This is a genomic window from Cellulosimicrobium sp. 22598 (assembly GCF_052044445.1).
In the GTDB taxonomy this organism is placed as follows: Bacteria; Actinomycetota; Actinomycetes; order Actinomycetales; family Cellulomonadaceae; genus Cellulosimicrobium; species Cellulosimicrobium cellulans_G.
Window position 1 is genome coordinate 15596 of the sequence record NZ_JBQEMZ010000021.1, and the last position, 18627, is coordinate 34222.

The window sequence follows — 18627 nt, forward strand, 5'->3', positions numbered from 1 at the left end:
GCCACGTCCTGTGACCCCGCCCGCATCGTAGAGCGTGCCGGCCACGTTGTCTCCGGGCGCCGTGCCCGAGTGCGGGCGCCCGTCGCTGGGCAGTTCGGGCAGTCGTTGGTTACCGTGCTCGGGTGGTCTGTGTCCCACCCGGGCGAGACCGCAGGGAAGGACCCATCCACGAACCCTTCGCCGAACCGGCTCTGCCGGGGAGATGAGTGTCGATGAAGCACCGTTCTCTACCCGTGTCACTGACCGCTGCCGCCGCGAGCCTCGCCGTCGTCGCCGCGGCCGCCGCGCCTGCTGTCGCGGACCCGCCGCCCGACCCCGGGGACTCCCTCGGCGTGCAGTCGGGCGCGTCCCTCGCCCCGACCGACAAGGTCGCCCCGTCCCTCGCGAAGGCGACCGGCACCGTCACGGCGTTCGTCGAGCTCGACGCGCCGTCGGCGGTCGACCTCGCCGCGCAGGGCGCGAGCCCCCAGGAGGTCGAGGCCAACGCGCAGGAGGTCGCACAGCTCGCGGACGACGTCGTCCCGCAGCAGGCGACCGCCCGCAGCGCCGGCGCGCGGAACCCGCAGCAGGTGTCGGTGACGAGCACGCTCGTCGCGGGCGTCGTCGTGACGGGCGACGCGGCCCGGGTGCGCGACCTCGCGCGCGACGCCTCGGTCGTCACGGTCTACCGGATCATCCCCAAGAAGCCCGCGAACAAGGGCACGGACGTGTTCACGCGGGCGCTCGAGACGTGGCAGAGCACGGGCCTCACCGGCGAGGGCGTGCGCATCGGCATCATCGACACCGGCATCGACTACACGCACAAGGCGTTCGGCGGCCCCGGCACGCAGGAGGCGTTCGACGAGGCCTACGGCGACCGCGGCACCGGCCCGGTCCCCGAGGGGACCTACGACGAGCTGAAGTTCCTCGGCGGCCACGACTTCGCGGGGTACGACTACGACGCGAGCGGCACCGTCCCCGGCACGACGCTCGTGCCGACGCCCGACGAGAACCCCATCGACTCGCTCGACTCGGTCGGCTCGGGCCACGGCTCGCACGTGGCCGGCACGACCGCGGCCTACGGCGTCACCGCCGACGGCGAGACGTTCGACGGCGACTACTCGACGCTCACGGACATCTCCGACTGGCAGGTCGGCCCGGGCTCCGCGCCCGAGGCGGGCCTGTACGCGCTCAAGGTGTTCGGCGACCTCGGCGGCTCGACCGGCGTCGTCGTCGACGCGCTCGAGTGGGCTGCCGACCCGAACGGCGACGGCGACCTCTCGGACCGCCTCGACATCGTCAACCTCTCCCTCGGCTCCGACGGCTCCCCCGCGGACGACCCGGAGAACCTCTTCATCGACCAGCTCTCCCGCCTCGGGACGCTGTCCGTCATCGCGTCGGGCAACGCCGGCGACGTGACGGACGTCGGTGGCTCCCCCGGCAACGCGCGCACCGCCCTCACGGTCGCCAACTCGGTCGGCGACACCCAGACGTTCGACGCCGTGCGCGTCGACGCCCCCGAGGCGCTCGCGGGCGAGTACCCCGCCCAGAACTCGGTGGACTACGCGGGCGGGGCGGACGTCACCGCGCCGGTCGCGTTCCTCGGGGGCGACGTCGACGGCTGCCAGGCGTTCACGCCCGAGCAGGCCGCGGCCGTCGCGGGCAAGATCGCGTTCCTCTCCTGGGACGACAACGACGCGACGCGCGCGTGCGGCAGCGCCGCACGGTTCAACAACGCGCAGGCCGCGGGCGCCGTCGGCGTGCTGCTCTCCTCCGAGCTCTCGTCGTTCGTCGCGGGCATCGCGGGCAACGCCGGCATCCCCGGCGCCCAGCTCACCGGCCCGAGCCACGACGCGCTGCGCCCCGCGATCGAGGCCGGCCAGGTCACGATGACCATCGGCCCGTCGCTCGCGCTGTCGTCGTTCGTCTCGATCCCGGAGATCGGCGACACGCTCAACAGCGGGTCGTCGCGCGGGGTGCACGGCTCGCTCGGCGTCGCCAAGCCCGACGTCGCGGCCCCCGGCACGGGGATCGCCTCCGTCGCGTCCGGTCACCTGGACGGCGCGAGCATCAAGTCCGGCACGTCCATGGCCACGCCGCACGTCGCCGGCATCGCGGCGCTCGTCAAGGAGGCCCACCCGGGCTGGGCGCCGGCCGAGGTCAAGGCGTCGGTCATGAACACGGCGACGCACGACGTCTTCACCGGGCCGTCGGGCACGGGCACCGCCTACGGACCCGAGCGCGTGGGCTCCGGCCGCGTCGACGCCGTCGACGCGGTCGCGAACACGACCCTCGCCTACGCGTCGCAGGACTCCGACCAGGTGTCCGTGGCGTTCGGCGTCGTGCCGGTCGGCCAGGACACCGTGACCCTGCGCAAGACCGTGACCGTGCAGAACACGGGCGACGCCCCGAAGACGTACGCGACGAGCTTCGCCCAGTCCAGCACGGCGGGCGGGGCGACCGTGTCGGTCGCCCCGGCGTCCGTCACCGTCCCCGCGGGGCAGCGCACGGTCGTCACCGTGACGCTCACCGCGGACCCGGCGACGCTCGCCAAGGAGCTCGACCCGACGTCGTCGGACGACTCCGGCGTCGGCGTGCCGCGCGACTTCGTGTCGTCCGTCAGCGGCCGCGTCGTCCTCACCCCGACCGACGGCGGCGCCGCGCTGCGCGTCCCCGTCCAGGCGTCGCCGAAGCTCGTGAGCGACCTCTCCGGCACGGCCGTCGCCTTCCCGGGCTCGGCCACCACCGCCGACCTCGACCTCGACGGCCGCGGCGTGGCCTCGGGCGGCTGGTTCTCGCTCGTCGCGCCGTTCGAGCTCAAGACGACGAGCCCGCGACTCGAGGCGGACGCGGCGGTCGGCGCCTCGGCGTCGGCCATCGCGGCGGCCGACGTGCGCGCGGTCGGCTTCACGTCGACCGCACCCCAGGTCGCCGCGGACGGCGGCGACCCCGCGGACGGCGTCATCGGCATCGGCGTCGCGGTCGACGGGGAGTGGGCGAGCCTCGGCTCGGTCTCGATCCCGGCGGTCGAGGTCGACGTCGACTCCGACGGCACGGCCGACTTCGAGGTCGCGGCGATCAAGTACAACAGCGAGACGGACCTCACCCTCGCGGCGACGTTCACGCTCAAGGACTGGACCGCGCCGGACGGCACGGAGTACGAGGCCGGGGACAACGTCGACCTCCAGCCGATCAACTCGGTGTGGGGGAACGTCGACACCTCGGTGTTCGACAACAACGTCGTCGTCATCCCGGTCGGCATCGGGTCGCTCGGGATCGAGGAGGGCGACGTGCCGACCTTCCAGGTCCTCACGTACTCGCCGTACTCGCAGGCCGCCGACCAGCTCGTCGACGCGACCGAGACGTTCACGGGCGACCCGTACGACCCGGCCTACTGGTTCGACGGCGGCGACCAGCTCCTGTACGTCGGGGCCGACGACACGTCGATCCCGGTGCACCGCTCCCAGGCCGCGGTCGAGGCGGGCAGCGGCAAGCTCCTGCTGCTGCACCTGCACAACGCGACGGCGACCAAGCGCTGGCAGACCGTGGACGTCACGACGTCCGCCGTCGTCGACGCGACGGTCACGGCCGAGGCGCGCTGCCTCGGCGGCAAGGCGCACGTCGCGGTCCGCGTGCTCAACGAGTCGGGTGCGACGGCCGACGTCGTGGTGACGACCCCGTACGGCGAGAAGACGTTCCCGAACGTCAAGGACGGCAAGAACGCCTACCAGTCGTTCTCGTCGCGCTCCGCGTCGTTCGACGCCGGCTCGGTGACCGCGACCCTCACCGCCGAGGTCGACGGCGAGGAGGTCACGACGACCTACGACGCCGACTACGAGGCGCTGAGCTGCTCGTAGCCGCGCGCCGCACCGCGAGGGCCGTCACCCGTCCGGGTGGCGGCCCTCGCCGCGTCAGGGGCCGAGCGGGCCCGAGCCGGCGGCGGCTACGCTCGCGGCGTGAGCGACTTCCCCACCCCTGACACGTTCTTCGCCCTGCGCCCCGGCCCCGCCACGGGGACGGGGCCCGCCGGGAGCCCCGGTCTGCGCCTCACCGTGCACGACCTGGGCGAGCTCGTCCTGCCCAGCGGCCGGCTCGAGGCGTCCGACCCGTTCACGCTGCTCGGCGAGGGTCTCGTCGTGCAGGTGGAGCCGGGCCGCTACCCCGTGCGCGTCACGGTGGCCGACGTCTCCGACGAGCAGGACGGGTCCCACCTGCGCGAGGCGTACCTGAGCGTCGTGCTCGCCGAGGGCGAGGTCGCCGCGGTCGAGCCGGTCGTCCCCGAGGGCGCGGACGGGCCCCCGGAGGCGGGCGCCGCCTTCGGCGTGCCGGTGGACGCCGGGACGGTCGCGTTCTCCGACGCCGACGCCGTCGCCCGGCTCATGCCCGACGGCGACTGGTACGACGAGGTGTTCGACGACGGCACGGACACGAGCTGGTTCGCGCTCACGGACTCGCCCGACCACCTGCGCGAGGGGTCGGCGAACATCCTGCTCCCCGGCGCGCAGGACGGCGAGAACGTCGTGCTCTCCCACTCGGGCTGGGGCGACGGCTTCTACCCGCTCGTGCGTACCGTCGCCGCCGACGGCACGGTCCTCGGCCTGCACCTGGACCTCCTCGTCGCCCTCCCGGACGACGACGAGGACTGACGGTTGCGCCGAACCCGGGACCGCTCCTCAGCGGCGACCGTCGCTGAGGAGGGATCCCGGGTTCGGCGTCGTGGCGCGGGGACGGCCGGCCCGGGGGCTGCGGGTCAGACCCGGGCTCCGAGGCCCTGGAGCTCCAGGACCAGGCCCTTGATCGCCGCCGCCGGGATCTGTCCGCTCCCGCTCTCCACGACGCCCGCGACGGACGCCGGCACCTCGGCGTCGGAGCACAGCACGAGCGGGGTGTCGGCCGACGAGTCGGGCAGGCGGCCGTGCGAGCCCTTCACGTACGACGCGTCGAGCGGGACGGTGCTCATCGCGTACCGCAGCCCGACCTTCTTCTTCACGAGGTTGAGTCCGGCCTTCGCCTTCGCGAGCTTGTCCGCGGGGTCGAAGAACAGCTCGGCGGGGTCGTAGCCGGGCTTGCGGTGGATGTCGACGCCGCGCGCGTACTCGGGCGCGCGCGCGTCGTCGAGCCAGAAGTAGTACGTGAACCAGGCCCCGGGTTCCGCGACGACGACGAGGTCGCCGGAGCGCTCGTGGTCGAGCCCGTACCGGGCCTGCGCGTCGCGGTCGAGGACCTCGTCGACCCCGGGGATCCCCCGCAGCAGGTCGGTGACGCGTCGCTGGAGCGCGGGGTCGTGCTGGTCGCCGAGGTAGACGTGCGCGACCTGGTGGTCCGCGACCGCGAACGCGCGCGACGTCCACGGGTCGAGCTGCTCCTTGCCGTCCTGCACGTAGACCTCGAGCAGGCCCTCGCGGCGCAGGATGCGGTTGAGGTGCACGGGCCGGTCGGCGTCGGCGATGCCGTACTCCGAGACCACGAGGACGGTCACGCCCTGGTTCGCGGCGTCGTCGAGCAGGGGCGCGAGCGTCGCGTCGAGCTCCGCCGCGGCGGCGTCGGCCTGCGGCGACGTCGGCCCGAACCGCTGCAGGTCGTAGTCGAGGTGCGGGACGTACGCCATCGTGAGGTCCGGCGCGTGCGTGCGCAGCACGTGCCGCGTCGCGTCGACGATCCACCGGGACGAGGAGATGTCCGCCGTCGGACCCCAGTAGGTGAAGAGCGGGAACTCGCCGAACCGGCCGACGAGGTCGTCGTGCAGCGCCGGGGGGCGCACGTACGCGTCCGGGGACTTGCGGCCGTCGGCGTGGTAGATCGGGCGCGGCGTGACCGTGACGTCCGTCGTCATGCCCATCGCGTACCACCAGCAGACGTTCGCCGACGAGTACTCGCGGCTGGCGCGGCGCGCGGCCTCCCACAGCTTCTCCCCCTCGACGAGCCGGGCGTGCTGGCGCCACAGGTACACGTCGCCGAGCTCGCGGAAGTACCACCCGTTCCCGACGATCCCGTGCTCCGCCGGGCTGAGCCCGGTCGTCATCGTGGCCTGGACGCTGCACGTCACGGCGGGCAGCACGGTCGCGAGCTCGGACTGCCAGCCGCTCGCGGCGAGCTGGCGCAGGCGCGGCATGTGCGCGAGCGCGGTCGAGGTGAGCCCGACGACGTCGAGCAGCAGCACGGGCTTCATGCGGTCCTCCTGGTGGTGGTGTCCTGCCCGCCGAGCACGACCTGGCCCGCTGTCGAACCCGACATCGAGGTCGTCGACGGCTCCTTCGCGTCCTTCATGTCGTGTTCGGCGGGGGTGGGGGTCAGGTGGGTCGTGGCCCAGCGGAGCTCGGCCGCGATGCCCGCCACGAGCGAGTCCGTGGCTGCGCCCTCCGGGAGCACCGACCACGTGTACGTCTCGACGTCGAGGTGGGCCTCGTCGCCGTGCGGGGCCGCCCGCACCGCGTCGACCGCGTCGCGCAGGACGTCGGTCGTCGCGGCGAGCGGCGCCGCGGGCTCGTGGTGCAGCGGCACGTGGAAGTGCACGCGCCACGGCCCCTCCCCCGGCAGCGGGTGCCCGACGGCGTCCCCCGCCCCGGTCCCGGGCCCGTCACCGAGGGCGTCGGGCAGGTCGTCGGCCGCGAGCACGTCGCCCGCCGCCGTGAGCTCGCGCACCTGGTGGATGTAGCGCTTCTCGGCGAACGCGCCGACGGCGGCGCGCGCGGCCGGGTCGGACGGGTCGTCCACGTGCAGCGCCGCCGACGCCTGCACCTTGACGACGCGCAGCCCGGCGTCCGTGATGCGTCGCACCGTGGCCGCCGTCCCCGCGCGCCGGTCGGCGAACGACACCGCGAGGTGGCACGTGTCAAGGCACACCCCGACGTGCTCGGAGTCGATCCGGCTCTCGTCCGGCACGCCTCCGGCACCCAGCGGCCCCGTGCGCGCCGCGAGCCAGGCCACGACGTCGTCCACCGTGTCGAGCACGCACCCCGGCTCCGGCTCGACCGCGACGCGCACGGTCTTGCCCGTCCGTTCCCGCAGGTCGCGCAGGCCGGCACCGAGGGCGACGAACGCGCGCGTCGCGGCGTCGTCGTCGGCCGCGGACCACGGTTCGCGCCACGCGAGCGGGAGCGTCGAGATCGAGCCCGCGGCACCGTCGGGCAGCAGGTCGGCCAGCACCTCGGCGCACTCGAGCGTGTACGCGAGCCGCTCGGGCTGCGCCCACGTCGGCGTGTACACGTCGAGCTTGACGACGTCCGCGTGGAACCCGCCGTACGGGAACGCGTTGAGCGTGTGGACCTGGAGGCCCTGCTCGTCGAGGACGGCGCGCAGCCAGGCGCGGTCGGCCGGCGAGCCGGCGAGCCGGTGCGCGAGCGTCGCGGGCATCCAGAGGCCGACCCCGAGGACGTCGAGGCCCGCGGCCGCGCGGACGGGGCCCGCGTAGGTCACGAACTGCTCGACGACCCCGTCGAGGTCCTCGGCCGGGTGGACGTTGGTGCAGTACGACAACAGCATGGTGGTGGTGCCCTTCCGAGACGGCCCGCTACGCCCGCGCGCCGCGCAGCACGGACGAGCCCTCGAACTCGACGCCCGGCGTCGGCAGGTCGCCCTCGACGAAGCCCGGCACCGGGTCGAGCACGAGGTTGCCGGACTGGCCGTAGAACTCGACGGGGTTGCGCCACAGCACCTTGTCGACGTCGTCCTCGGTGAACCCCGCCGCGAGCATCGCCCGCCCGGTCTTGAGCGTCTTGAGCGGGTCGGACCGGCCCCAGTCCGCCGCGGAGTTGACGATCATCCGGTCCGTGCCGTGCTCCTGGAGGATCGCGACCATGCGGTCCTCGTCCATCTTGGTGTCCGGGTAGATGGAGAACCCGGCCCACGCCCCCGCGTCGAGCACGAGCGCCACGTTCGTCTCGTTGAGGTGGTCGACGAGCACGTGCTCCGACGGCACACCGGACTCGCGTACGACGTCGAGCGTGCGACGCGTGCCCGAGAGCTTGTCGCGGTGCGGCGTGTGCACGAGGACGGGCAGGTCCACGTCGCGCGCCATCTGGAGCTGGCGGGAGAACACCTCGTCCTCCTCGGGCGTCATCGAGTCGTACCCGACCTCGCCGACCGCCACGACGCCGTCCTTGAGCAGGTAGCGCGGGATCTCGTCGAGCACCTCGCGGCACCGCGGGTCGTTCGCCTCCTTGGGGTTGAGCGCGATCGTCGCGTGGTGGCGGATGCCGAACTGCGCCGCCCGGAACCGTTCCCAGCCCAGCAGGGCGTCGAAGTAGTCGAGGAACGACCCCACGTTCGTGCGCGGCTGCCCGAGCCAGAACGCCGGCTCCACGAGCGCGCGCACGCCCGCGGCGTACAGGGCCTCGTAGTCGTCCGTCGTGCGGCTGGTCATGTGGATGTGGGGGTCGAAGATGCGCATCAGGCGGTCCTCCCGGTGGTGACGTCAGGGGCGAGGCGGGCGACGTCGTCGGGCACGACGCGTCCCGCGGCGCGGCGCTCGGCGGCGAAGTCGCGCGCCATGCGGGCGAGCTCGTCGTCCGCGCGGTCGTCGAGACCGGCGACGGCGTCGAGGCTCACACCCATGAACACGAGCTTGAGGACGGCGTGGCGCCACGCGTGCTGGTCGAGGTGCGCGGCCGCGAACGGCCCGACCGCCGCGGCGACGAGGCTCTGGTCGTTGGTGCGCAGCGCGTCGGCGGCGAGGTCGCGCCCGACGGCGACGACCGACGGCGCCGCGTCGCCCGCGAGCGCCCCTCGCGCGGTGAGCGCGTCGAGCCCGCGCAGCACCCCGCGCCGCTCGGCGGTGTCGCCGTGCTGGTAGAGGTCGGCGAGGCGGGCCGCGAGGGACGCGTCGCCGTCGGCGCCGCGCCCGAGCGCCTCGGCGAGCGCGACGACGATCGCGGCGCGCGCCTCGTCGTCGACCGTCCCGTGGACGACGCCGGCGGGGTCGGCGTCCGGGCGCACCGGCGCCCGGCCGACCTTGCGGCCGGCGAGCGCGAACGCGCGCGACACGGTCGCGGGGTCCTGCGCGACGTCGGCGCGCGCCTCGGCGAGCCAGCGCTCGCCCTCGGTGGTCGCGCCGTCCTGGGCCGCGGGGGCCGCGGGGGCTGGCTCGGTCATGGCACCTCCTGGGGGTGGTCGGAGAGGGGTGGTTCCTGGTCGGGCGCGTGCACCGCGGGGCGTCGGTCCCACGCCTCTTTCAGCGCTGTCATGCTGCGGCGCGCGAGGCCGGGAGCGTCGTACGAGTGGCGAGGCAGCTCGACCGCGGCGACGCCGGTGTAGCCGACCTCGGCGAGGGTCGCGAGCACGAGCGGCAGGTCGATCTCGCCCTCGCCGAAGGGGCGGTGCTCGTGGTGCGTGCGCGGCATGTCGTCGAGCTGCACGTTCGCGAGGTAGGGCGCGGCGGCGCGCAGCGCACCCACCACGCCGTCGGGCTCGACGACGAGGCAGTGCCCGACGTCCACCGTCACGCCGAGGTCCGCGAGGTCCCCGGTGTCGCCCCCGAGGTCGTCGCGCAGCCGCAGCGCGTCGCCCACGGTCTCGACGAGCATCCCGGGCTCGGGCTCGAGCGAGAGCCGCACGCCGTGCTCGCGGGCGTGCTCGACCAGGCCGGGCAGGCGGTCGCGCAGGAGCGACCAGCCCGCGGCCGGGGACGCGCCGTCGGGCAGGACGCCGGAGAAGAAGGACACGCACTCGGCGTCGAGCACGGCCGCGATCTCGACCGCGCGACGCAGGAAGCGCAGCCGGGCGTCGGCCTCGGCGTCGACGAGCGTGGGCCGGTGCTTGCGGTACGGGTCAAGAAGGAACCGCGTGCCCGTCTCGACGACGACCCGCATCCCCGCGCCGCCGTGCATCGCGGCGAGGCGGTCGCGCAGCGCCTCGACCTCCGCGCGCCACCCGTCCGCGAACGGGTCCAGGTGCGGGAACCCGAGGGTGAGCGCGACCGCGCCGTAGCCCTCGTGCTCCAGCACGTCGAGCGTGACGTCGAGCGGGTGGTCCGTGAAGCCGTTGGTGCCGTAGCCGAGCGTGAACGGCGCGCCCCGCCCGGAGTCCTCGCGCCCGCTCACGTCTCGCTCATCTCGGCGCGTCCGCGCCCGGCCCGGCGCAGCAGGCGACCCGCGACCTCGACGCCCGCAAGCACGCCCACCGACGCGAGGCTGCCGCCGCGCGCCGCCCAGGCCGCCTGGAGCGGGAGCATCGCCCGGATCCCGGCCTTCGTCGCCGCGAACGCGTTGCTCGCCGACGGCGTGATCGCGGCGTCGACCTGACGCGGCAGCGCGGTCGCGAGGTACGCGCCCGCCGCCACGGCGCCCGCGACGGCCGTCGCCACACGCGTCGCACGGCCGGGGCCGGTCCCGCGACCGCGGCGCAGCGCCCCCACGCCGACGACCGCGCCGCCCACCGCGGTGGCCGCCGCCACCCCGGTGGCGAGGGACGACGTCGTGCCGTGCACCTCGCCGCGGGACACGAACGTCACGCCCGCGGTGTGCACCGCCATCCCCGCCGCGGCGGGCAGCGCGGCACGCAGGTGCCCGACGCCCGCACCCAGCAGGACGTCGAGACCACGGCACGCGGCCATGACGACGGGACCCACCGCGTGCTCCTTGGCGACCGTGTCGTACGTCCAGACGCTCGCGGCGAGCGGGACGGCGACCGCGAGCGCCCGCGGTCCCCCGCCCGCGGCGGCGAGCCCCACGCCCGCGGCCGTGAGACCCACCGCGACCCGGAGCGCGCGGCCCTCGGAGATGCGCCCGGACGGGATCGGCCGCTCGGGCCGCTCCACCGCGTCCAGCTCGCGGTCCGCGTAGTCGTTGAGCGCCATGCCTCCGGCGTAGAGGCACGCGGACGCGAGCGGGAGCAGCGCACGGCGCGGCGTGAGCGGGTGACCGGCGGCGGCGGCGCCCGCGAGGGTGTCACCGACCACCGAGAGGACCGCGGGGGCGCGGACGAGGTCCAGGTGGTCGTGGAGCGAGCCGGTCACGGCCGGTCGGCCGGTGCGGCGCCGACGCGGGCAGCCGCCTCGCGGACCCAGTCCGCGAGCGCGACGGTCTGCGCCGCGAAGTCGTGCACGTCGCTCGCCCACGGGTCCTTGAAGAAGAACCCGAGCTCCGCGACCGGTCCCGCGTACCCGGCGGCGTCGGCGAGCGCGAGCAGGCGCGCGAGGTCGAGCACGAGCGGCGCGGCGAGCATCGAGTCGTAGGCGGACCACGTGGTCTGCAGCGTGAGGCGCGAGCCGAGGAAGCCCTCGACGTGCACGTGGTCCCACGCGACCTTGATGTCGCCGAGGTCCGGCACGTTGTCGATGTGCAGCGGCGTGACCTGGCTGCCCGTGAGGTCCTGCAGTCCGCGCGACTTGGAGACGAGCTTGCTCTGCACGGCCTCGGGGTCGGCCAGGGTGGCGCCGTCGCCGCCGCCGAGCAGGTTGGCGCCGGCCCAGGACAGGACGCGCAGGCCGCGCGCCGCGAAGGCGGGCGCCAGGATCGTGCGCAGCCACGTCTGGCCGGTCTTGCCGTCCTGGCCCGCGACCGGGACGCCGCGCTCGGCGGCGAGCTCGAGGAGCACCGGCAGGTGCATGCTCGCCGACGGCGTGAACTCCGCGAACGGGGCGCCCGCGAGCAGGGCCGCGTACGCGGTCACGGAGCTCGGCGGGAGCACGGCGCGCTCCGGGTCCGCGAGCGCGACGCGCAGGAGCTCCCGGTCGGAGAGCTCGGGGGCCGGCTCGGGCAGCGGCTCGGTCGACACGAGGTCGACCACGACGACGCGGGCGAGGCCGTGGCGCTCGCGGAAGTCGACGATGTCCGCGGCCAGGCGCTCCGCGGCGGCCTGCTGAGACTCGCGCGGTGCCCCCTCGGCGGGGTGGGCGGAGTAGCCGGGCCGGACCTCGGCGTCGGCCCGCTCCAGCGCGGCGTGGGCCGCGGTGAGCAGGCGCGGCGCGATCATCCCGGCCTCGACGAGCAGCTCGGCGCGCTTGACCATCGAGACGTCGGAGATGTCGTGGCCGCCGACGACGAGGTCGCCGAACGACGGGAGCGGCGCCGACGCGAAGGGCTCGGAGACCGTGACGCACCCCGTGGGCGCGGCACGCCCGTCCGCGATGGCGGCGAGGCCGAGGGCCGCGGTGGTCGCGACGGAGCCGCGGGCGCCGACGAGCCAGAGCCCCGTGCGCGCGTCCGGAGCAGGGCGGTCTGACGAGCCGTCAGAAGCGAAGTGGTGCATCGTTGCTCCCGTTCCCGTCGGCGGACGCCGGAGCGCCGCCGAGCACGACGACGATGGCCTCCCTGCCATCGTCGGACCGCACGCCCGGACGAGGGCGTGTGACCGCTCTCCGACCCGGTGGGCGCCCGGTCTGCTGCGACCCTAGCCACACTTTTGTCGAGGGTCAATCAAAAGCGTGCCTACTTTCGCGGAGCACGACGCTTGCACGATGCAAAAGCGCACGCCGGGGACGACCCGACGGTCGGCATCGCGCGGACACCGGCCGCCGGGTCGTCCCCGGAGAGGTGGGCTCAGCCCGCGGGAGAGAAGTCGAGCCGGTCGTCCACGACGGCCACGACGGACCACACGTTGCCGTCGGCGTCGGAGAGCTCGTAGGCGGGCAGGAGCACCGCCGCGCCGTCGGGCTGGTACTGCACCGCGTGCCCCAGGCGCGCGTCCGTGATCGTCACGTCCGTGACGGGCCACGCGAACCGGGCGCCCTCGCCGACCGTGGGCGGCACGGTCGGCGCCTCCGGCTCGGCGGGCGCGATCTCGGGCACGGCCTGCGCGGTGCCGTCCTCCCGCGCGAAGGCGATCATGCCTCCCCCGCCGAACCGCGGGTCGCCCAGGCGGTCCACGGCCTCGGCGGGGCTCACGACGTCGTAGGAGCCGATCGCGACGCGCGGCGCGAGCGGCCCGTACAGGCTCCCGAGCCCGGCTCCGGAGAACGTCGCGTTCCAGGAGAGCCCTGTTCGACGACCGTCGACGACCTCATAGGCGTTGAGGAACCTCCCCTGCTGCGCGTCGGACGCGTCCGCGAGGTCCTCCACGACCACCTCGACCTCCGTGGGGTCGACGCCCAGTGCCTCGAGAACACCTAAGAGCTCGCTCGTGGCGGCTTCCGCCGAGACAGGCGCTCCGAGGTCCGCACCACCCCACGGCTCCTTCGCCGAGTCGTAGAAGGACATCCCGACCGTTCCGTCAGGGGAGAGACGCACCTGCGCCTCGCCGTCGGCCCCGACGACGAGGGTCCCGTACTCCTCGCGCACCTCGCCCGAGACTCCGAGGACGTCCGCGACGCGCCGTGCGGTCTCCTGCGAGAACACGCCCGCGGCGTCGTACGCCCAGGCGTCCGCGCTGGTCCCCTGCGTCGAGAGGCCGTCCTGGTGGAACACCGTGCGCCCGCCCCAGGCGCCGGGGTAGGCCATGTCCGCCGAGGCCCGTGCGTCGGACGAGAACGCCTGCCCCGACGCGGCGGCGTCGGGAACGAGGCCCGACTCCTCCTGGGCCGCGCCCGCGCCCCCCAGCCGGAACGGCGCGAGCGCCGTCGACTCCACGGCCGAGTCCCCCGCGGGCGACGCTCCCACCGCTCCGGCACCGAGCGCGTAGCCGCCCGCCCCGATGACGAGCGCCCCCGCCACCACCGCGGCGACCTGGAGCGGGGCCCGCCGACGCAGGCGTCGCGCACGGCGCTCGGCGAGCTCGTCGACGAGCGTCGCCGTCGGGCCGCCCGGCCCGGACAGCGGCTCGCCGGTCACCGCCGAGCGGTCGCCGAACGCCTCGGGGACGCGGTCGCGGACCGCGGCCTCCAGGGCGCCGGTGTCCGGTGCGGCGCTCGCCGCCGGGTCGGCGGCGCGCAGGCGCTCCAGGTCGACGTCGTCGGGCTGGTCGGGGGTGTGGCTGGTCATGTCGCCCTCCAGGTACTGCGGGGCCGCGCCGCGGGGGCGCGGCCGGTCGGGTCTACCCGTGATGTGTGCTCAGGCGCCCGACTCTTGCGCGAGGGCCGACTGCTCCGCCCACGCGGTGCGCAGCCGCGCCCGCGCCCGCGAGAGCGCCGCGTCGGCTCCCCCGCGCGACGTGCCGAGGACCGCCGCCAGGCCGTCGCCGCCCAGGCCCTCCCAGGCGTGCAGGAGGAGGATGCGCCGGTCGCGGACCGACAGCGCGCCCAGGGCGCGCCGCACCTCGTCGTCCTGCACGACGACGTGCTCGACGTCCGCGCCCTCGTCGCCCCGGTCGGGCACCTCGGCCACCGGCACCGCCCGCGCCTTGCGCCGGTGGTTGGCCAGGACGAAGCCCGCGGTGCGGTAGAGCCACGGGAGCTCGGCGCCGTCGGGCACGTCCTCGCGGCGCCGCCAGGCCGTCGCGAGGACCTCGGCCGTGAGGTCGTCGGCGTCCGGCCCGACGGAGCCGGCCGCGCTCGGCAGCCGGCGGCGGAAGTAGCGGTAGAGCGGCGTCGCGTGCGCGGCGAAGAGCGCGGCGAACCAGGCCTCGTCGTGGACGGCGGCGTCGGCTGCCTCGTCGGTCGTCACAGCGGCTCCTCGTCGGCGGGTCGGGGCTGTCAACCGCTCTGTGTCCCGGGGAGCCGGTTCCTTGCACGGCGCGTCCTTCACCCGAACCTCACCCGCGACGGCACCGATCCTGCCACCGCGCAGCACCTACGCTGTGGGGCATGACGAGGACGGAGCCGGTCGACCTGCCGCCCCGCCACACGGGCGGCCGACGACGGCGGCACTGGGCGTCGTGGCTGGGCTGGGCGCTGATCCTCCTCGCCGTGCTCCTGGTGGTCTGCGTCGCGCTGCTCGCCCGCGACGCCCTCGCCGCGCGCGACGCGCTGACCCGCGCGCTCGACGAGGTCCCCGCGGCCGAGGAGGCGCTGCGCGCGGGCGACGTCGAGACCGCGGAGGCGGCCCTGGACCGGGTCCAGCCCTTCACCGCGACCGCGCGCGCGAGCACCGACGGCCCGCTGTGGTCCCTGGCCGCGCACCTCCCCGTGTACGGGCAGGACGTCCGCGCGTTCTCCGCCGCGGCGGCGACCGTGGACGACCTGGCCGCGACCGTGCTGCCGGCGCTCACGCAGGCTCTCGGGGCCGTCGAGGGCGACAGCCTGACCGTCGCGGACGGGCGCGTCGACCTGGCCCCGCTCGCCGCTGCCGCTCCCGCCGTCGCCCGCGCCGCGGACGCGTTCGACGACATCGACGCGCGCCTCGCGGCCGTCGAGCCCGACGCCCTGCACCAGGAGATCGCGGAGCCGTACGCGACGCTCGTCGCCCGGACCGACGACCTGCGCCCCGTCGTGCGCACCGCCGACCGCGTCACCGCGCTCGGCCCGGCCATGCTCGGCGCCGACGGCCCGCGCCGGTACCTCGTGGTCGCGCTCAACAACGCGGAGCTGCGCGCGGGCGGCGGCATCCCCGGGGCGCTCGCGGTCCTCACGGTCGACGGCGGCGCGGTCTCCCTGGAGCGCCAGGCCTCGACGGCCGACGTCCCGCCGTTCGCCGAGCCCGTCCTCCCGCTGGACGCCGGGGTCGAGCAGCTCTTCACGGACCGCGTGGGCCGGTACGTGCAGGACACCCCGCTCACGCCCGACTTCCCCACGACCGCGGAGCTCACGGCAGCCATGTGGGAGCAGGCCCAGGGCGAGACGGTGGACGGCGTGGCCGCGATCGACCCCGTCGCGCTGTCGTACCTGCTGGAGGCCACCGGGGCGGTCCAGGTGCCGTTCGGGGACGAGACCGTCGCGCTCGACGCGGGCAACGTCGTCCAGGTCCTCCTCTCGGACGCCTACGTCGAGCTGGAGCCCGGGGAGCAGACGGACGCGTTCTTCGCCTCCGTCGCGTCGACCGTCCTCGGGACGTTCCTCGCCGGGGGCGCGGACCCCGCGCTCGCCCGCGACGCGCTCGCACGCGGCGCGGACGAGCACCGCGTGCTCCTCTGGTCCGCGCACCCCGACGAGCAGGACCGCCTGGCGGGCACGGTCGTCGCGGGCGACATCGACACCGCGGACCGCGCGGAGGGCTCCGTCGGCGTGTTCCTCAACGACGCCACGGGCGGCAAGATGAGCTACTACCTCGGCACGGACGTCCGGCTCACCGGCAGCGTGTGCACCGACGGCGGACGGGTCGACACGTTCAGCGCCGCGCTCACGTCCACCGCGCCGGCCGACGCCGGGACGAGCCTGCCGTGGTACGTGACCGGCGGCGGCATCTCGGGCGTCACCCCGGGGAACGTCCGCACGGTGGTCGTCCTCTACCCGCCGCGGGGCGGAGAGGTCGGCACCGTCCGGGTGGGCGGGGCACCGACGGGGGCGCTCGTCGCGGAGGTGGGGGGACGGCGCGCGGCCTCGCTCCCCGTCGAGCTCGCGCCGGGTCAGAGCACGGCGGTCTCCTTCACCGTGACGACGCCGGGCGACGCCCCTGACCACCCCGGCGCCGACGGCACGATCGACGTGTGGACGACCCCGACGGTGTCGGCGCCCGGCCTCGAGGTGGTGCCGGTCGCCGCGTGCGGGTGAACCCTCGCGACGCCCTGCCGAACCTGCCGGCCCCGCCCCCGGGACCGGCGGACGGATGCGCGGTCTCCCGCCGAGGATGACGCCGAGGATCACGGCACGATAACGATGGTCCTGACGGGCACATTTCACCCGGACGACCGTCCAGTTCAGGGTCCGATCCTCGCTATCCTGGGCGCCTGTCGCTCGACCCGTGCCATCGGTCCGTGGCGCACGATGCATCACGGACCGCACTCCGGGGCTCTCTGTGTACCGGAACACCACAATCCCTGAACCGAGACGGGTGAAGAAGCCATGCGTACCTCGAAGGGTCTGCGCAGCACGGGACGGGCGGTGCTCGTCGGAGCGCTCTCCGCGGTCGCCGCGCTCCTGACCGTCCCCGTCGTCGCGACGACCGCGAGCGCTGCTACCACCGACCCCGAGACGTACGTCCCGGAGATCACCGTGGCCTCGCCGGTGTGCGACGGCGACGTGCCCTACCTCGACTACGTCTTCGAGCTCCCCGAGAACTACGAGAACGACGAGACGAACCCGCTCACGATCACCTGGGTCAACCCGGACGGCGAGGACGTCGTCCAGTCCGGCCTGCCGCTCTCGGGCCGCGTCCTGTGGCCGGGCGCCGAGGTCGACGGCGCGGGCAACCCCGTCGACTGGCCCGGCTGGAGCCTCGTGGACGGCGAGTGGGTCGTCGGCGACGAGTTCGACTGGGTCCGCGCGGGCGTGACGGTGGTCTTCGAGGTCAACCCGACGGCCGAGACCGTCGTGGCCTACCCGCCGTCGACGCCGGAGTGCGCGACGAACCCGCCCGGCACCCCGGAGCCGACGATCAAGGTCGACGTGCTCACGCCCGTGTGCGTCGAGGGCGTGTCCTACCTCGACTACGGGGTCTCGGTCACCGGCACGCCGAACACGACGGCGACCCTCACGTGGCACAACCCCGACGGCGAGGACGAGGTCATGGCCGACCTCCCCCTCAGCGGACGGGTGCTGTGGCCCGGCGCGTATCCCGAGCGCTTCGTCGACCTGCCGGCCGACGAGGGCTGGGAGCTCGTGAACAACATGTGGATCAACACCGCGACCCACGGCTGGGCCACGGGCACCGTGGACGTGACGTTCGCCGTGAACCCCGAGGTGACCGTCCCGGTGACCTACCCGCAGGACACGAGCAACTGCTTCCCGGGCGTGACGCCGGTCGACAACCCCGTCGCCGGGAGCCAGAACCCGACGCTCGCGGAGACCGGCGCGACGGTCGGCCTGTACGCGGCGATCGCGGCCGGGCTCGCCGTGGTCGGCGCGGCGATCGTCCTGCTGACGCGCCGGACCCGCAAGGGCTGACCGGGCACCGCACGCACGACGAAGGCCTCGCACCCGCCAGGGTGCGAGGCCTTCGTGCGTCGCCGGTCGCGACGAGACGACCCGTCGGGGGCGGGTCCGTCAGGCGGCCGCCCAGGCGCCGGCCGCCAGGCGCGACTCCAGGCCCTCGAAGGCCCACCGGTCGACGACGAGCACCGCGCCGCCCGGAGCGTCGGGGACGTACCACTGGAGCTGCTCGACGGTGCGCACCTCGGCCCCGGAGGGGTCGACGCACGAGAGCGTCCAGCGCGCGAGCGTGGCGGCCGTCCCCGCGACCTCGACGTCCGACTCGACCGCCTCCCCCACCGCGCGGGCCGCGAGCTGGTCGGTGCCCGGGCAGGTCGCGCCGTCGGGCACGTGGGCGGCGGCGGGGTCGACGCCGTCGAGGCCCGCCCCGGTGAGGATCTCGAAGGCGGGGCAGACCGCGTCCTCGGGGCACCCGCCCGAGCGGACCTGCGTGACGCCGTCGGCGGGCTGGAGCACGGACCAGTACTCGGCGGCCGGGAGCTGGAGGGGGCCGACCGGGACCTTGCTCTCGTCGGCGTGGGCGCCGTGCGCGCCGTGGTCCTCGGCCGTCGCCGGGCCCGAGCCTCCGTCGGCGGTCGCGTCGGGCTCGGAGCCCCCCGAGCAGCCGGCGAGGAGCAGGCCGCCGAGCGCGACGGCCGCGAGGGAGAGGGAGAGACGGGTCGTTCGATGCTGCACGTGCACGTTGGTCGCCTTTCACGGTCGGAGGTCCCCGCAGCCCACTGGGGGGAGCTGCGGAGACCTCGTCGGTCTTGTCACGCTAGCGAGCGCGACCACGGGTCGAGATGCGTGAGACCCACACGATGGCGGCTCGCGGG

General features: G+C 75.1%; 14 protein-coding genes. 4 read left to right on the forward strand and 10 right to left on the reverse strand.

Annotation, left to right across the window (positions count from 1 at the left end; translation table 11 throughout):
- The first annotated feature begins 233 nt into the window (after positions 1-233).
- A complete protein-coding gene (locus tag ACTJIY_RS18105) occupies positions 234-3836 on the forward strand; it encodes a S8 family serine peptidase (protein ID WP_440675126.1) in 3603 nt (1200 codons plus the stop codon).
- A gap of 99 nt (positions 3837-3935) precedes the next feature.
- Positions 3936-4625: a DUF4241 domain-containing protein gene (locus ACTJIY_RS18110; RefSeq protein ID WP_440675127.1), complete on the forward strand. Its 690-nt coding sequence runs from the start codon at positions 3936-3938 to the stop codon at positions 4623-4625.
- Positions 4626-4729: 104 nt separating this feature from the next.
- Here the strand turns inward: ACTJIY_RS18110 and ACTJIY_RS18115 are convergent, their stop codons facing one another.
- The 9 genes from ACTJIY_RS18115 to ACTJIY_RS18155 form a co-directional block, all read right to left on the reverse strand.
- Entirely contained in the window at positions 4730-6148 is a 1419-nt protein-coding gene (locus ACTJIY_RS18115; RefSeq protein WP_440675128.1) for an alkaline phosphatase family protein, read from the reverse strand.
- Complete coding sequence (gene eboE / locus ACTJIY_RS18120; protein WP_440675129.1) at positions 6145-7461, reverse strand: metabolite traffic protein EboE; 1317 nt, start codon at positions 7459-7461, stop codon at positions 6145-6147. The genes ACTJIY_RS18115 and eboE overlap by 4 nt, the downstream gene beginning before the upstream one ends.
- 28 nt (positions 7462-7489) lie before the next feature.
- Entirely contained in the window at positions 7490-8368 is an 879-nt protein-coding gene (locus ACTJIY_RS18125) for a TatD family hydrolase (protein WP_253053841.1), read from the reverse strand.
- Positions 8368-9069, reverse strand: a complete 702-nt coding sequence (locus tag ACTJIY_RS18130; RefSeq protein ID WP_253053843.1) for an EboA domain-containing protein — start codon at positions 9067-9069, stop codon at positions 8368-8370. Before ACTJIY_RS18130 ends, ACTJIY_RS18125 begins: the two co-directional genes overlap by 1 nt.
- The gene (locus ACTJIY_RS18135) at positions 9066-10016 is read right to left on the reverse strand and encodes a sugar phosphate isomerase/epimerase family protein (protein ID WP_440675130.1); all 951 of its coding nucleotides are present in this window, start codon (positions 10014-10016) and stop codon (positions 9066-9068) included. Before ACTJIY_RS18135 ends, ACTJIY_RS18130 begins: the two co-directional genes overlap by 4 nt.
- Positions 10013-10930, reverse strand: coding sequence for an SCO3242 family prenyltransferase (locus ACTJIY_RS18140; RefSeq protein ID WP_253053847.1), 918 nt, complete (start codon positions 10928-10930; stop codon positions 10013-10015). Before ACTJIY_RS18140 ends, ACTJIY_RS18135 begins: the two co-directional genes overlap by 4 nt.
- Positions 10927-12165, reverse strand: a complete 1239-nt coding sequence (locus tag ACTJIY_RS18145; RefSeq protein WP_253053849.1) for an inositol-3-phosphate synthase — start codon at positions 12163-12165, stop codon at positions 10927-10929. The genes ACTJIY_RS18140 and ACTJIY_RS18145 overlap by 4 nt, the downstream gene beginning before the upstream one ends.
- A 290-nt stretch (positions 12166-12455) precedes the next feature.
- Positions 12456-13832, reverse strand: a complete 1377-nt coding sequence (locus tag ACTJIY_RS18150) for a hypothetical protein (protein ID WP_440675131.1) — start codon at positions 13830-13832, stop codon at positions 12456-12458.
- A gap of 69 nt (positions 13833-13901) precedes the next feature.
- Positions 13902-14453 carry an RNA polymerase sigma factor gene (locus ACTJIY_RS18155; RefSeq protein WP_205206527.1) on the reverse strand — a complete coding sequence of 184 codons (552 nt, stop codon included), beginning with the start codon at positions 14451-14453 and terminating at the stop codon, positions 13902-13904.
- Positions 14454-14593: 140 nt separating this feature from the next.
- Here ACTJIY_RS18155 and ACTJIY_RS18160 point away from each other — a divergent pair, with 140 nt between their 5' ends.
- Both ACTJIY_RS18160 and ACTJIY_RS18165 read left to right on the forward strand, forming a co-directional pair.
- A complete protein-coding gene (locus ACTJIY_RS18160; RefSeq protein WP_440675132.1) occupies positions 14594-16435 on the forward strand; it encodes a DUF4012 domain-containing protein in 1842 nt (613 codons plus the stop codon).
- Between the two features lie 291 nt (positions 16436-16726).
- Positions 16727-17767 (forward strand): hypothetical protein, encoded by a 1041-nt coding sequence (locus ACTJIY_RS18165; RefSeq protein ID WP_205206529.1) that lies wholly within the window; start codon positions 16727-16729, stop codon positions 17765-17767.
- A 99-nt stretch (positions 17768-17866) separates the two neighbouring features.
- Here the strand turns inward: ACTJIY_RS18165 and ACTJIY_RS18170 are convergent, their stop codons facing one another.
- Entirely contained in the window at positions 17867-18487 is a 621-nt protein-coding gene (locus ACTJIY_RS18170) for a hypothetical protein (RefSeq protein WP_205206530.1), read from the reverse strand.
- Positions 18488-18627 lie beyond the last annotated feature (140 nt).

Coding starts and splice junctions, on each gene's coding strand:
- ACTJIY_RS18115 (WP_440675128.1), bottom strand. CDS start 6,148: ATGAAGCCCGTGCTGCTGCTCGACGTCGTCGGGCTCACCTCGACCGCG.
- eboE (WP_440675129.1), bottom strand. CDS start 7,461: ATGCTGTTGTCGTACTGCACCAACGTCCACCCGGCCGAGGACCTCGAC.
- ACTJIY_RS18125 (WP_253053841.1), bottom strand. CDS start 8,368: ATGCGCATCTTCGACCCCCACATCCACATGACCAGCCGCACGACGGAC.
- ACTJIY_RS18130 (WP_253053843.1), bottom strand. CDS start 9,069: ATGACCGAGCCAGCCCCCGCGGCCCCCGCGGCCCAGGACGGCGCGACC.
- ACTJIY_RS18145 (WP_253053849.1), bottom strand. CDS start 12,165: ATGCACCACTTCGCTTCTGACGGCTCGTCAGACCGCCCTGCTCCGGAC.
- ACTJIY_RS18150 (WP_440675131.1), bottom strand. CDS start 13,832: ATGACCAGCCACACCCCCGACCAGCCCGACGACGTCGACCTGGAGCGC.
- ACTJIY_RS18160 (WP_440675132.1), top strand. CDS start 14,594: ATGACGAGGACGGAGCCGGTCGACCTGCCGCCCCGCCACACGGGCGGC.
- ACTJIY_RS18165 (WP_205206529.1), top strand. CDS start 16,727: ATGCGTACCTCGAAGGGTCTGCGCAGCACGGGACGGGCGGTGCTCGTC.